Below are 14,840 nucleotides of genomic sequence, written 5' to 3'. Positions count from 1 at the left end.
AAGATAAAAAAAGGAGGATGCTAAGAATGAGCGGCAACAACATTCGGCGTTCGATGCCTCTTTTTTCCATCGGAATCGTCATGCAGCTAACTGAGTTGTCTGCACGCCAAATTCGGTATTACGAAGAGCATCAACTTATTACTCCTATGAGAACAGATGGAAATCGTCGGGTTTTTTCTTTAAACGATATCGATCGACTGCTTGAGATTAAAGATTTAATCGAACAAGGAGTCAATCTAGCCGGCATAAAAAAGATTTTCACTGTAAAGGAACAGAATTTACCTAAAACTCAAGATTTAGAACAAGCGGAAAAAATAAGACAGGACCTTAGTGACGAGGAGCTTCGCAAGCTTCTGCGTGCCGAGCTTTTACAAGGAAGCAAGCATCGAACATCTCTTCGACAAGGGGATATGTCTCGTTTTTTCCAATAAAAAATATGATTTATGAATGATTATTAGGGGGAATAGAAATTGGCAAAGTTCACACGTGAAGACATCACTCGTTTAGCGAAAGAAGAAAATGTTAAGTACATCCGTTTACAGTTTACTGACATTTTAGGGACGATAAAAAACGTTGAAATCCCAGTCAGTCAATTAGAAAAAGCACTTGATAATAAAATGATGTTTGATGGATCTTCCATTGAAGGCTTCGTCCGTATCGAAGAGTCTGATATGTACCTATATCCTGATTTAAATACATGGGTTATCTTCCCTTGGACTTCGGAAAAAGGTAAAGTTGCACGTTTGATCTGTGATATCTACAATACGGATGGAACACCTTTTGATGGGGATCCCCGTGCTAACCTAAAACGCGTTCTTGGAGAAGCAAGAGAAATGGGCTTCACAGATTTCAATCTTGGACCTGAGCCTGAATTCTTCTTATTCAAACTGGATGCAGCAGGAGAGCCTACTCTAGAATTGAACGATAAAGGCGGATACTTTGACCTTGCACCTACTGACCTAGGAGAAAACTGCCGTCGTGATATCGTGCTTGAGCTTGAAGAAATGGGATTTGAAATCGAAGCTTCCCACCATGAAGTAGCTCCAGGACAACATGAAATTGACTTTAAATACGCAGATGCAATCTCAGCTTGTGATAACATCCAAACATTTAAATTGGTTGTTAAGACGATTGCCCGTAAACATGGTTTACACGCAACATTCATGCCAAAACCATTGTTCGGTGTTAATGGATCTGGTATGCACTGTAACGTTTCTCTATTCAAAGGAAACCAAAATGCATTTTATGACAAAGAAGGAAAATTGGAATTAAGTAAAACAGCTGAGCAATTCATCGCTGGTATCATTAAGCATGCTCCAAGCTTCACAGCGGTAACAAACCCAACTGTTAACTCATACAAACGTCTAGTTCCTGGTTACGAAGCTCCTTGTTATGTTGCATGGTCCGCTAAAAACCGCAGCCCATTAATTCGTATCCCAGCTTCACGTGGAGTGAGTACTCGCGTAGAGGTACGTAGTGTCGATCCAGCAGCAAACCCATACTTGGCACTTGCTGTTCTGCTAAAAGCTGGTCTTGACGGTATCAAAAACGACTTGACTCCTCCAGCTCCAGTAGACCGCAACATCTATGTTATGAATAAAGAAGAACGTGAAGAAGTAGGCATCGTTGATCTACCAGCTACTTTATATGCTGCATTGGAAACATTAAAATCTGATGAAGTAATCAAAGAAGCATTAGGCGAACACTTACTTGAACACTTCATCGAAGCAAAAGAAATCGAGTGGGATATGTTCCGTACACAAGTTCACCCATGGGAACGCGAACAATATATGTCAATGTATTAATATCTCAAACCCTTGACACCTCTGGTGTCAGGGGTTTTTTATTTGGGCATTCTTTCATAAAATCTTAGGAAGTTATCAACTGCCCGATAAATGCCCGGAAAAACTAAAAAAAATTATTCAAGGACATTTTTCATATGCTCCTCAAATTTATCCATTGTGTCATGTTCAATTTTTTTACTAATATGTGAGTATACATCTGCTGTGATTTGCATACTGCCATGTCCTAAACGCTCTTGAATTATACGGACATTGTGTGTACATACATCCTGTCACGAAAGAGTTATGTATTCAGAAGAAGGATAGTTCCTTTGAAAAAATTCAGTTTGATGAGATTATTGGTGTAATTGTAGAGGATTAATATAAAAAGCCCTTCTCTTTTGAGAGGGACTCTATTATTTTAGTTCATTTAATTTGCTTTGGTGCCTGTTTCTGTAGTTGTTTTTCTACCTTTTTGATACTCTCTGCAAAAGGCAAATCTTCAGGCATTGTTCCTCCTAATTCTGCAATGGTACTCCTGACCTTTTTCCCAACTTCATAATGGGTTTTATTTGCTCTACCCTGGCCTTGAACTTTATCACGTTTAAGTTTCTCTTCTGTTTGTGTTGCTCTAAAAAGATTAGCTGCTAATTCAGTACTGCCCATATAATCTAAAATTTGTTGGGATTTTTTTAGACCCTTATTTCGGTGAATGTCTGTTTTTATCATTCCACCGTATAAACCTTTGTAACCGTGGTTTTGGAAAATAGCGAATCCCCTTGGGGTTTCTACACTTCGAAATGGATGGAAAGGGATCCGTAGCTTCTCCAAGGGGACTTCCACTGCTTTTGGATTAATAATTTGCCAGGTTAATGTTAGGGGAGTGCTTTTTATATTCGCCTCTATCTGTTGATTCTTCTCCTATATCTATTGCCGCACCTACGATCAAGTTCATATCTTCAATTTCATGACTGCTCCAGTATCCCGTAAGAGACAGAAACAAAAGAACTAGCAGCGAAATCGAGAGAAACCGTACATTGTTACGACTGGGCAGCATGCTTTTCCCCCCCCTTCAATCTCGAGATAATGAGTAGCAGAAGAGGCATTATACCTATCAAAAACAACGCGACTTTTCCGATCATATCCCCCAGATTAAATACGTCATTAACATTTTTCGGGATCATGGAAACGATGTATATAACAGGAAGCAAGCCATACATAAATGAATAAATGTTCTTTTTGAAGAGTTGAGCCAGCCCCAAAGCAGCAGCATAGTAACCAATGGTAAAGCTAGTAAATATTTGCATAATCCATATCGTGAGCAACAAAGAATCATACCGTTCAAATACCAAACCGGTTATTTCAAAACTACGTATGAGGTCCATTGTCGGCCATGTTCTCGTTACCACTCCATCGACGGATAACCCTCCTATGACCATCACGACTGTCATCAAGTAAAAGATCAAGGGAATGCCTATTCCAACCAGGACTGCTTTTACGGCTTTATTTGGCTGTTTCATAAACGCCACAAGGAGAAACATGATTTCAAAACCTGTAATCGAGAAAGAAGTTGTCTCTATTCCCTTTAGTACCGGTTTAATTCCCAATCCTAGTACCGGGCGTAGATTATTCAGCTCAAATATTTTAAAGCTCAGTAAGGTAACCAGAAAAAAAATGATGACTGTAATAGGGAATATAATTTCAAACAGACGTGCCATCGGATTGATACCACCTCTGATAAAATAGAGACCTATCCACATAAATGGCAGGATGATGGCCCATTGGGGGGTGCCTTCCAGCAAAAACACGCTTGTTACGTCTGCCAATGCACGGGCCTGATACCCACAAAGTGTAATAAAATAACCCACAAGGAGGAGACTAAGTAACCATCCCCCCCATTTTCCTACTATTTCTTGGCTATATTGATAAAAGGTTTTTTCAGGAAACTGTTGACCTAATTTGACGATGATAACTCCTGCCAGCATTGCAATCAAACCACCTAAAAAAACGGTTATCCATACATCTGGTGTTTTTACCTTCTCCACAGATGTTCGGGGCAAGGTGAGAATTCCTGTTCCAAGTATAAAAGTGATAACGATAACTGCTGCTTGCGAAGTCGTAATGCGGTCTTTGGGACTGATTATCATCGCTGGTTCACTTCCTTTCATAAGGAGCTATTCTTTACGTGTGGAATCTTTCGTATGCATCATCTTCGAACGACGCTTCATCATCATAAGTGGCAATGTCCCTTTTTATTTGTCAAAAAAATCAATGTAAACACCAGTAAAAGTTACTGCAGCCCAAATAATTAATCCAAATTAATATCGCTATGTATTTTAAGCTTTTCATCATGTTATTATTATGGCTTTTATAATTAAAGACTATGTAAAAGAGCAAGCCATTAGCACAGTCCGTAAACACTACGCTTGTTGAACTAACCTGCCTCGTTAGTTCCGTAATAAAAAGGTTGCCGCAGCAACCTCCCTTATTAAAGTAAGGCGCCTGTTAGTTTAAAATCTATCTCCAAGTACCTTGTTTAACACAGAACTTCAACGCTAAATCCTCCAGGCACTTCTACGTAGAAAGTATGCCTGTGTAAGTGTTATGAAGTTTTTCCTATCACTGAATGGAGGGGTCTCCTTTCCTTTATTTAATAATATTATTTGTGCCCCAGCTACAAAAGTAGAATTTATCTTTCCTTTATTTATCCGTAAATAGTAGGAACACATATGCATCTATACAAGTGAATACAATGTAAAAATCTATTCACTGGAGGATAAGAGATGCCTAATAACATAAATTATCAATTAACGACTCAACAAATGATTAGCATTATTAGAAATGGTCTTAAAAAGTCGCAAGTTCCCAAACATATTACTATTGTTGGCGCAGGACTAGCAGGACTGGTTGCGGCTTCTCTTTTGCAGGAGGCCGGGCACAACGTCACAATCCTTGAAGCAAACAACAGGGTAGGTGGACGTGCCTATACCATACGCTCCCCCTTTAGTAATGGGCTTTATTTTAACCTAGGCCCAATGCGTATTCCTGATGTTCATTTTTTGACCTTAGAGTATATTAAAAAATTCGGGCTAACCCTAAACCTGTTTATTAACCGAACTCCAATGGATATTCTTTATCTCAATGGAATCAAAACACGTCTTAATATTTTTGAACGTTCTCCTGGTATTCTAAACTTTCCCGTTGCCCCAAATGAAAGAGGTAAAAGCGCAGAGGAGCTGGTGAAATTAGCTACACAGCCAATTCTCGATTTTATTAAACAAGACCCAACGAGAAATTGGTATCTCGTAGAAAAAGAATTTAAAAACTACTCACTAGGTACTTTCTTAAACTTTTACCATTATAAATATGGAACGACTTTTTCAGATGGCGCGGTTGATATGATTGGTGTACTCCTTGACTTAGAAGCATATATGGGGATGTCATTTATTGAAGTTTTGCGAGAAGAGGCGTCCTTCGGAGCAAATCGTTTCTATGAGATAACCGGTGGAATGGATCTGCTGCCAAGGGCATTTCTCCCGCAATTAAAAGAAGTTATTATGTTCAATCAAAGGATGACGAAAATACTCCAACATAACAACAGAGTAACCATCCATTCCACCCATCAGCACACCTTAGAGGATTCCACCATAACTGGTGATCTTGCCATCATAACCATCCCCTTTTCAGTGTTACGATTTGTGAAAGTTGAACCATACCATTCTTTTTCCTATTATAAACGGAGAGCGATTCGTGAACTAAACTATATGAGCGCAACAAAAATCGGAATCGAGTTTAAAAGCAGGTTTTGGGAAAGGCACCATCAATATGGTGGTAAATCCATAACTGACCTTCCGATTCGATTCACTTATTACCCAAGTCAGGGGATTGGTACAAAAGGACCTGCTGTGGTTTTGGCAAGCTATACATGGGCGGATGAGGCTTTAACATGGAACGGTCTATCCAACGAAAAACGCATTCAATATGCTTTAAAGAACTTAGCTGAAATTTACGGAGACCAAGTCTACTCTGAGTTTGTGTCAGGAACTTCCTTTAGTTGGGTCGATAATGAATATTCTTCTGGAGCTTTCACTGCTTTTGAACCGAGTCAGGAAACCGAGTTGTATCCTTATATGCCTATACCTGAAGGAAGAGTGCACTTTGCCGGTGAACATACTTCGCTTACCCACGGTTGGATGCAAGGGGCGATTGAATCTGGAGTACGGGTTGCGTATGAAGTGAATGACTTGCCAAAGTAAAATAGAAAAATAGATAAATTAGGACAGTTATAAAAATTTCTTATTCAACTAACTGCCTCTTATGCTCAATTAAAGTTCTGCATAAACTCTGCATCAAAGTAAAGCACGTTCATAAGCTTGTTCACAATTCCAATAAAGTAAGCAAATGGCCCTTTATGCATGTTAACTCCACTCTTCACCTTCATTACAAATTCCTTGAATGCTTTGGTGCCTATTTCTATTTCCTGTTTACCTGTGAATGCTCTTTTGTTAGTAGAATAATCAACCACTCTATTACACTGTTTAATTACCTTCCAAAACTCCTGAATAGTTTCAGCTTTTTCGTAGAATGAACCAACTAGGTTACTAAATACACCTGGAACCCAATGAGCAACAAAATTTGCTTGTTTTAAAGAGGTTTCTAGAGAATTATCCACATGAGAGAATTGAGCAACGGCTTTACGTTTATTGTTTTTAATATTTTGTTTTAAGAAAGAAGTAGTTGTTTTAATGGCCGGACACTTCTTGGACTCTTTCACAGGGGGCTTGCCGGACATTTCATCTTCCGCAGGTTGAATAATAAGGGCATTGGCTGTTTGCATCATATCCTTTTTTCTCTTCATGGGTACTTGGCGGATCATGCCAAGGTCTTCAAGTTTCTTCATTAAACGTTGAACAGTTTTATAAGATACTTCAAGCTTATCTGCAATTGTATTCTTACACATATAGCTCACACCAATTTGCTTGCAGCTATGACGTTTAAGAACTTCTAGTAATGCTATAAGTCTGGCTTGTACATCTGTACGCTTAATAGACATACGAATAGTGTCTCTGTACACACGTACTGTTTTATTCATTTCTTCTCTTTCTATGAATGATGATAAGTTGACATATGCTTCTTCATTTGCGATTACATCGATACGTTTCTTCATTAATATGTTCTCCTTTAGGAAACAAAAAAGCAACGATTCACCATTGATTAGCAAACCGTTGCGAAGAAACCCATAATGTAATAAACTACATCTAAGGGTACAGCAAGTGCTTGCCTATCGAGAGTAGGCGGACGGTTTAAGAAGTGCTACCAACACGACTTAAACACGCTGTGCTCTTTTATTTTGTTTATAAAAAAGGTGAATAGTACACTAAAATACTGCCCGAAAATCACCCGATAAATGCCCGATAATGTTAGAGTTATTATGATTTATTTTGATAGATAAATTCAAAGGAACCCTTATAAATAGGTGTTTTTATGCAAGATTGACACTATATTAACGGTTAGTACATGTTCCGCACTCAAGTTCACCCATGGGAACGCGAACAATATATGTCCATGTATTAATCTTTCAAACCCTTGGCACCTCAGGTGTCAGGGGTTTTTTATTTGTGAGGTAATAATTAATATGAATTAGAGATAGGAAGTTCACCCCTTTTTTACCCCTCTGACTCAATTTAAATAATCCTCAAACTTACTCATGGTATCTTTCTCGCTTTTTTTAGAGATATGAGCATATACATCGGCTGTAATTTGAGCGCTTCCGTGGCCTAAACGTTCAAGAATATACTTCATTGTGGCTCCAGATTCAAGTAGTAAGAAAGCGTGGGTATGACGTAAACAATGTATTGAATTTCTGGAATAACGGCGCGTTTTAGTATCCGAGAAAAGGCTTTGGCATGTGCCTAGCTTAGAGTGAATAAACAAATGGGAATCCTTGACTTTTAGTTGAATATAAATAGTGTGAAAACTAAAGGGGGAGAAAAGGTGGATATATTTGATGAACATGCGAAAGTGCTAAAAAAGATGTTTGATAATAAAAAAGCCCAAAAAGAAATTATAGAGAAAATGGGAAACGGCATAAATTCAGAGTTGGAGAATCAGTTGCAAACATTAAAAAAGGAATACTACGTTTTGAGCAAATTAGAAAGAACATATGATAATCGCTATGAATTTAATTAAATTTGGGCACCCATACATTTGGGTGCTTTTTATATGCAGGAAAACGCCTCCTTTTGTCGTATTGGTTACGTATTGGTTAAACGAAGGGGATGACAGAATGAATGATGATTATGAGAAAATCGGTATTTTATTGTCCAATATGACAAACGAATTAGTGTCGAGTAGAGTGAGGGTTAAAGCTATGGTAGAATTACTAACTGAAAAAGGTCAAATAACCTACGAAGAGTATGAAAAAAGGTTTGAAAAAGTTTTTGAAAGAGATGCAAAGTCATTTAGAGATGATTTAATAAAAGACGTCAAGAGTAGTGAATAAAAGGAGAAGGCATCCATTAATTTGGGTGCTTTTTATTTGCAGAAAAGTCCTTTTTGTCGAATTAGGTAGGCAAAGGGAGATGATATTATGAGTTGGAATCAAGAGGACTTTGCAAACTATTACAACGCACCTTCTGATTTTTACAAAGTGGAGATTAATGGAAAAATGGATATTAGCATGGAACAAGGCTGAGATGAAAAGATAAGTTTACAACCTCACGGAATGTTTAAATTAGTTAAGGAATGGTTAGAAAGTGGGCATCAACTTTCAGCAGAGAACAAACAAGAACTAATTGATTTATTAAACAAATAAAACAGCAAGTTCCTGTAGATAAAGAGAAGTTAAAAGATATAGTTGATATAGTTGGTCCTGAAGGATTGAACTTTGACAAGGATAAGCTGCTAAATTTAAGTTCATTCGATCCATTAGCAAAAGTTAAAGAAACATCGAAAAAAATCAACAAATTTTACAAGATAACATTAATAAGATTAAAAAGTAGGCATCCATTAATTTGGGTGCTTTTTTTATTGGGGTGAAAATGATGAGCCGTGATGAGAAGAAGAAACCTGTTAAGAAGCCAGAGAAACTAACAAACTTAAAGATAGATAGTACACACTAAAAAACTGCCCGATTAATTATGATTTTTTACTCTTGTTCATGCTGAATCAATTTTCGAAAAAACTGTCAAACAAGCATTTGTGATGTTTTATGATGCCTGTTTATGCTAAGAAGTATGTTCCGTACACAAGTTCACCCATGGGAACGCGAACAATATATGTCAATGTATTTATAGCTTTAAAGCCTTGGTATTACTGAGTTTCTCAGTTGCCAAGGCTTTTTTTATTTTTTCTAAAATGAAAGGGAGCGGGCTGGCTGACCACATTTTAAACTATTTCATAATTAATTGGGCATAATCCATGTATTTTGATTATTCGTCCACACTTTTTTCTTCGAGTTCCTTTGACATATGAGCATAGATATCTGCGTTGTTTGAATGGATTTACAGTGAAAAAGTTAGTTGTGTATGGAAATTGGGGACCTGAGACTAGATTTGCCATTGTCACAGTCTAAAAGGTTTAAAGGCAATCTTACATGGATTCTACTGCACTTTACGCTGGATTGTTTCTTCGGAAAAGGTACCGAGTCTGCTTTATGTAATTTTCAGAAGGCACGAGGGATTTCTATAAATATGAAAGCTGGAAAAGCTACTATTTCTGAATTGTTTGAGGATAAATTAATTTACTGTAATTTTAAGCGTTAAAAAAATCCATCACGCTAAAATGCCCATTCTCTTAAACTGCGTATGGGCATTTTTATTAGAATGAATGATATCCAAGTTGAAAGAAATATATTATTCTTCCACACAGAAAGTGCTCTATCATTTCTCATTTAACTCTTTCCCTTTTTGTATACTTAGTATAGTATTACATATGTACCATAAAAAGTTAAAATAATATTACATATGTATCATAAAAATCCAGGAACGTAATACATATGTACTAAAAAAAGGGGGGCCGAAATGTTTAAGAATTTATCAAGGATTATGATAATGCTATTATCGGTTGTTTTGTTAGCTGGAGGAATCTTACCGCGTGTGGGAGATGCTCAAGAGAAAAATGAATCAATTTATAATGACAACAATGTAGCAAGTACAGTTTTGACCGTAGATGATACCATGACAGTTAGTGAACAATTCACCATCATTAATGAGTATCTAAGTAATCCAAATGTAGAGGAGTTAATTGTTCTTGATGAGTCATTATTAGAAGAGAATATTGATATCGAAAAGGACACTAATACAAAAGCACGTGCTATAATTAATCAATATAAAGTTCAAAATGTACGAGGAGGGCCTGATGTAACAGGATCTAGCGGTCTTGCCACTTCTATTGGTGGTCCAGGAGTAGTATTGGTAATTAAGCAGACAAAATCAGTAGCCACCACAGTTAGTGCGAATTTTGGTGCTAGTAATGCTGCGCTATCAGGATCTATAGGGTGGAGTGTTACGGGTACTACATCTGTAGCAATTTCCGGTACTTTTAAAGTTCCAAGTAAAGTAAATGGGAAAAGTGTTAAATCTTTAAAATTCACAGCATATCCTGTATATAAAACTAAACTATATGATGTATATAAAATGCCATGGAATTCCTTTAGTTGGTCTAAACAAGGAACAGGCACGGCAAAAAAAGCTTATGGCGTAGCTTTTAAAAAAGTATATACCTATAAATAAAGGATGGAAGTTTAAATGAAAAAAAAACATATAATTATAATTTTTATGCTAGTTATAATTATTGGAAGTTTGCAAATTCCTAGTCTACTAGAATCAATCTATCCATTGGATAAAGAAGATAGAACGGAAGCTTTTTATAATATTAGATATTTATTACAAGGGATTTTTTCTTTGGCAGGTGTAATATTTGTTAATATTATATTGTTAATATGTTTCATGAATAGTGATATTGATAAAAAATTCTAGTTAAATAAGCTTTTCTCGATACAAGACTCCAGACGTATAAATCGGCTTCCGAGGTTTGTATGACTTTTTACATTCCCCTGACATACTTTGATAGTTGTCTTGCTTTGTTTTTCCTTTCCTTTTATTTCCCTATTAGTAATACCTACACTGTTCAAAAGAATAATATATTTTTCTTATCCAATTTTCCCTCTCATCAGTACTCGTTTTGTCATACAAAACAGTCCTTTCTTTACAAATGTAATCAACTCATATATTAACATGAATTCATTTTTAAAAATTTTAGTAACAAGTTGTGTATCTCAACCTAAATTATAGGATGAACCTTATTAAATAACTCCGTAATATCATTTTCATCATTGTAAGTCACATGATCTATACAAAACTAGTTGCATTGTTAATTATAATCTGCTGAATCCACACGTAAGCCGCAATAGCAGCTGTCCAATCTGGGTCTTTCTTAAAATCTGTGCAAAAAACAGGAAGTAATTGGTTTTTATTAATGATTATTGGATTGCTTGTTTTTAATCTCTATACCATTAATTTGAAGAACACATACTGGATGGAGAATTTGACTATAGTTATGTCTGTCCTTAATAGGGATTACGGGATTACGATATTTATTTATACCTAAAGTGGAGGATGTGGAAAGATGAATGACTAAAAGTCCTATTTCAATAATATTAAAGAGCTTAAACAGTTTATTGAAAAAGATATCGTAACCACTAAGGAAGTAGGCTGTACAAGGCAAAATATTAAACAGTTGGTCGATTATGGAAAATTAGTTCCTATCAAAGAAACATCACGGGAGTGCCTTTTCTTGAAAGATGATTCTTAAATTACAAATGAAAAGAAAATAATTTTTAGCAAGTCATCTCAATAAGGGGATGGCTTTTTATTTTTGAGAAAGAAGGGAGCAAAATAAAACTATTTTAATACAAGAAAAGTTTAAAGTGCTTGATGAAAGGAGGGAAATCGTACTAGAAATAGACAATCTTTCATAAGTATTTATTCTTAGAAGTGGAAGAAAAGAAACCCCCAATAGTGCTTTTACTGTTTCTGTTGCATTAACAACTAGTTTATTTAGCCCAATCTTTGCTTCTGTAAATACAACAAAGATATAGCTCTAACTTATGGTCAAATTATCAATAAACTAGAAACAAGCCAAACAAATATTCAACAAGACATGAATTTAACACTTTCAGAAGGCGAAGTCCCTGACTTTTTAGCAACAGGAGCGATTAAAAATGGCGAAGCAGTCTATGTAATTATAAAGAATAGGGAAACGTGGAAGGTCGAAGCGGGAGAGGACATTCAAGTAGGTGTTTCTGTTGAAACTGGTAAAGATGGAAAAATCATTGAAGCTATTGAGGGAGGATTAATTCAATCTTCTTTTTTTGTCACAGTATATGTCACCTCTACAATAAGTCTTATGGAACTAAAGGGGGAGGTTAGTTGAAAAAGTATACTTGATGATAAGTGAATAAAACTAATGTCCTTATGTCAATAATGAAAATTGACATGACACCAATTGGTGTCTTATAATAAGGACACCAATTGGTGTCCGATTTATAAAGGGGGGGGGATTTTGAGCGAGAAAAATCAAGAGCGTGATGTTTATGTAGCCATTGCTGATCCAACAAGACGTAAATTGCTACGTTTGTTGGCAGATGCAGGAGAGTTACCTCTTCACGAATTAACCGCACAATTTCAAATGGGGCGTACCGCTGTTTCTAAACATTTGGCTATCCTTAAAGAAGCTGGTCTAGTTGCTGACCGGAAAGTCGGTAGAGAAACAAGGTATCGGCTAATTGCAGCTCCCCTACAGGAAATTAAAGATTGGGTATCCTTTTACGAGGAGTTTTGGAAGGGAAAAGTGGCATTTTTAAAAAATTTATTATCGGAGGAATGAATAATGACAGATTTATCATTAGATTTTCAGTTTACAAGTTCAATCAATACAGTGTGGAACGCATTAACAGATTCGGATACTCTTGCAAAATGGATAATGGAAAATAACTTTAAACCAATCGTAGGACATAAATGTCAATTCCGAAATGAGCAGTGGAATTTAATTGTAGATTGTGAAGTGTTGGTAGTGGATGAGCCTTATAAGTTATCTTACACTTGGGTAGGTGGCCCGATAAACACTACAGTCACATGGACATTGAAGCAAGAGGATGGAATAACCTCCTTACACCTTGAACAAACTGGATTCGAAAAAGAAGATCAAGCGTTCAATGGTGCAAAATATGGTTGGGCGAATATGACTGAAGAACTTAAAAAAGTATTAGGGGAAATGTAAGAACCTCGGAACCTATTTTTTTTAGTTTAGCTTAGCTAAAAATAGGCAAAAGCAAACGGATCAGTATAGGAATGAGCCGTATTCTCAGGGCTGTCGACAAAGTCGACAGCTATTTTATGTTTAATTAATTACACCATTCATCCTCAACAAAGCCTAACCAAATGGTTTCTCCTAGTATAAGTGCTAATTGTACGAACCTAGTGTCTATTATCGGTTTATTCCTTCTATTAACTTTCTGTAATGATTATTTATTTTTTGTTACATACTTCAACCATAGCCCACCATCATCCAGTTTCTCGATTTCTTTCAAAAAGAAATTGACTGGAGGCTGTTTTTTTAGATGAGGACTTGTTTCAAACAATGTCAAAGAATTAGTAGAGCCATCTGCAATTGGGGCTATAATCAAGCTCAATTCATCAATTAAACCTTCATTCAAGAAGGTGCCATTTAAAACTCCGCCGCCTTCTAAGAGTAGTCGATCAATTGAGAATAAATGTTTAAGCTTTTCCACTACTACAGTAAAATCCAGTTGTTCTTTTCCACGGGTGCGTAAGCTTAAGATCGGAGCTGTCTTTTAAGGCAGCTTTTTCTTTATGCAACTATCCGGGCAGGATAGTTGAATAAGAAAATATTCACAAGTTGTAATGGTGTTATAAAATAGAGTGAATAAACGGTGAAAAATGATTAAGTTATGGAGGCAATAAAATGCTTGGATTACCAAAAGGTGAGGTGTTTTTAGTTCCATGGACAAATAATTGGGAAAAGGAATTTTTATTATAGAAAGAAAGGATTCAAGAGGTAATTGGTCAGAATATTTTAGCTGTTCACCATATTGGGAGTACAGCAATAAAACATTTAAGTGCAAAGCCAATTATTGATATTGCACTTGAAGTTAAGGAATTTCAAGATGGTGAAAAGTGTGTTACGGCATTAGAAACACTTGGATACTTATATAAAGGGACAAATCTATTACCAGATAGATACTACTTTAATAAAGGTGAACCAAGAACACACCAAATTCATATGTATCAAAGTGGAAATAAATATTTACTTGAACAATTGGATTTTAGAGATTATTTGAGAAATAACGAAACAGCAAGAATACAATATTAAAAGCTGAAACAGATATTATCAACGGTTAATAAAAATAATAAACATAAATATGCAGATGATAAAACCAATTTTGTTAAGTCCATCTTAGAAAGTATAAAAAAATAATAGTATTTTGGTAACTCAACTAACGGGTACGTTAGCTGAAGATTAGAGCTGTCTTTTAGGCAGCTCTTTTTCTTTATGCAACTATCGGGAAGGTTAGTTTATGTTCATTTTCCAATCTATATTTTAAGCCCTGAATACCTATGAGTAAAATACAAATGCTGATCCCTCTTATTGACTCTTTTTGGTTATTTAAAAGAAATCTTAACTGATCCGCTTTTTGGTTCTTACATAAAAAGGAAATGTCAATTTCAATTTAGTTAGAAACGTAAGAGGATTAGGCACTGATTTAAGAGAAATAGGACAGCGGTCGCTTTGTCATCTGTAGCATAATGAGGATACCTCTACATTTATACATTACTTTTTTATTCGGTATGAATAATACAACTCCGTTTTTTCCCTCGTTAGCAAAATAGTGTTTATGTGGCTAATGCCATATTTAATTCAAATTACAAGTTAACTGTAAGCTGGAGTTTTGGTAATTATTCTGATTCTGGCTATTCAGCATTCCTCGAAGAAACAAGCATATATACAGTGAAATACTGGGGATTGAACTTGATAGGG

The 14,840-nt window shown here is 36.0% G+C and carries 15 protein-coding genes and 3 pseudogenes; 11 read left to right on the top strand and 7 right to left on the bottom strand.

The genetic code is table 11. The features are described from left to right. Positions 1-26: 26 nt before the first annotated feature. Together QUF94_RS18110 and glnA are read left to right on the top strand one after the other, a co-directional pair. On the top strand, positions 27-431 hold the full coding sequence (locus tag QUF94_RS18110) for a MerR family transcriptional regulator (protein ID WP_053345434.1): 405 nt from the start codon (positions 27-29) through the stop codon (positions 429-431). A 39-nt stretch (positions 432-470) separates the two neighbouring features. Next, a complete protein-coding gene (glnA, locus tag QUF94_RS18105) occupies positions 471-1,805 on the top strand; it encodes a type I glutamate--ammonia ligase (protein WP_289317062.1) in 1,335 nt (444 codons plus the stop codon). Positions 1,806-1,918: 113 nt separating this feature from the next. On the opposite strand, the pseudogene QUF94_RS29120 reads toward glnA, so the two are convergent. The 4 genes and pseudogenes from QUF94_RS29120 to QUF94_RS18090 form a co-directional block, all read right to left on the bottom strand. Then, a pseudogene (locus QUF94_RS29120) lies at positions 1,919-2,044 on the bottom strand (site-specific integrase); the annotation flags it as partial. 163 nt (positions 2,045-2,207) lie between these two features. Continuing rightward, positions 2,208-2,612 carry a hypothetical protein gene (locus QUF94_RS18100; protein WP_289317061.1) on the bottom strand — a complete coding sequence of 135 codons (405 nt, stop codon included), beginning with the start codon at positions 2,610-2,612 and terminating at the stop codon, positions 2,208-2,210. A 22-nt stretch (positions 2,613-2,634) separates the two neighbouring features. Beyond that, complete coding sequence (locus QUF94_RS18095; RefSeq protein WP_289317060.1) at positions 2,635-2,838, bottom strand: hypothetical protein; 204 nt, start codon at positions 2,836-2,838, stop codon at positions 2,635-2,637. Next, complete coding sequence (locus tag QUF94_RS18090; RefSeq protein ID WP_289317059.1) at positions 2,822-3,928, bottom strand: spore germination protein; 1,107 nt, start codon at positions 3,926-3,928, stop codon at positions 2,822-2,824. Before QUF94_RS18090 ends, QUF94_RS18095 begins: the two co-directional genes overlap by 17 nt. Positions 3,929-4,564: 636 nt before the next feature. Between QUF94_RS18090 and QUF94_RS18085 the strand changes: the two genes are divergently transcribed. Beyond that, positions 4,565-6,037, top strand: coding sequence for a flavin monoamine oxidase family protein (locus tag QUF94_RS18085; protein WP_289317058.1), 1,473 nt, complete (start codon positions 4,565-4,567; stop codon positions 6,035-6,037). Between the two features lie 65 nt (positions 6,038-6,102). On the opposite strand, the gene QUF94_RS18080 is transcribed toward QUF94_RS18085, so the two are convergent. Then, on the bottom strand, positions 6,103-6,948 hold the full coding sequence (locus QUF94_RS18080) for a helix-turn-helix domain-containing protein (protein ID WP_289317057.1): 846 nt from the start codon (positions 6,946-6,948) through the stop codon (positions 6,103-6,105). Between the two features lie 512 nt (positions 6,949-7,460). After that, positions 7,461-7,681: pseudogene (locus QUF94_RS18075) on the bottom strand (tyrosine-type recombinase/integrase); the annotation flags it as partial. Positions 7,682-7,775: 94 nt separating this feature from the next. Between QUF94_RS18075 and QUF94_RS18070 the strand changes: the two are divergent. The 7 genes from QUF94_RS18070 to QUF94_RS18035 all read left to right on the top strand — a co-directional run bounded on the left by QUF94_RS18070 (position 7,776) and on the right by QUF94_RS18035 (position 13,061). Then, a complete protein-coding gene (locus QUF94_RS18070) occupies positions 7,776-7,970 on the top strand; it encodes a hypothetical protein (RefSeq protein ID WP_289317056.1) in 195 nt (64 codons plus the stop codon). Between the two features lie 97 nt (positions 7,971-8,067). Continuing rightward, positions 8,068-8,283 (top strand): hypothetical protein, encoded by a 216-nt coding sequence (locus tag QUF94_RS18065; protein ID WP_289317055.1) that lies wholly within the window; start codon positions 8,068-8,070, stop codon positions 8,281-8,283. Positions 8,284-9,802: 1,519 nt separating this feature from the next. Then, positions 9,803-10,513 (top strand): hypothetical protein, encoded by a 711-nt coding sequence (locus QUF94_RS18060; RefSeq protein WP_289317054.1) that lies wholly within the window; start codon positions 9,803-9,805, stop codon positions 10,511-10,513. 15 nt (positions 10,514-10,528) lie between these two features. Then, positions 10,529-10,759 carry a hypothetical protein gene (locus tag QUF94_RS18055; protein WP_289317053.1) on the top strand — a complete coding sequence of 77 codons (231 nt, stop codon included), beginning with the start codon at positions 10,529-10,531 and terminating at the stop codon, positions 10,757-10,759. A gap of 1,183 nt (positions 10,760-11,942) precedes the next feature. Next, positions 11,943-12,215: a hypothetical protein gene (locus tag QUF94_RS18045; RefSeq protein ID WP_289317052.1), complete on the top strand. Its 273-nt coding sequence runs from the start codon at positions 11,943-11,945 to the stop codon at positions 12,213-12,215. 129 nt (positions 12,216-12,344) lie between these two features. After that, positions 12,345-12,668 carry an ArsR/SmtB family transcription factor gene (locus QUF94_RS18040; protein WP_289317051.1) on the top strand — a complete coding sequence of 108 codons (324 nt, stop codon included), beginning with the start codon at positions 12,345-12,347 and terminating at the stop codon, positions 12,666-12,668. 3 nt (positions 12,669-12,671) lie between these two features. Continuing rightward, a complete protein-coding gene (locus QUF94_RS18035; protein ID WP_289317050.1) occupies positions 12,672-13,061 on the top strand; it encodes an SRPBCC family protein in 390 nt (129 codons plus the stop codon). Between the two features lie 244 nt (positions 13,062-13,305). On the opposite strand, the gene QUF94_RS18030 is transcribed toward QUF94_RS18035, so the two are convergent. Then, on the bottom strand, positions 13,306-13,623 hold the full coding sequence (locus QUF94_RS18030; RefSeq protein WP_353957817.1) for a dihydrofolate reductase family protein: 318 nt from the start codon (positions 13,621-13,623) through the stop codon (positions 13,306-13,308). Between the two features lie 227 nt (positions 13,624-13,850). On the opposite strand from QUF94_RS18030, the pseudogene QUF94_RS18025 reads away from it, so the two are divergent. Next, positions 13,851-14,279, top strand: a pseudogene (locus QUF94_RS18025) (GrpB family protein). Positions 14,280-14,840: the final 561 nt, after the last annotated feature.

The organism is Peribacillus sp. NJ4 (assembly GCF_030348345.1).
GTDB lineage: Bacteria > Bacillota > Bacilli > Bacillales > DSM-1321 > Peribacillus.
This window is presented reverse-complemented; position numbering and strand designations above follow the sequence as displayed.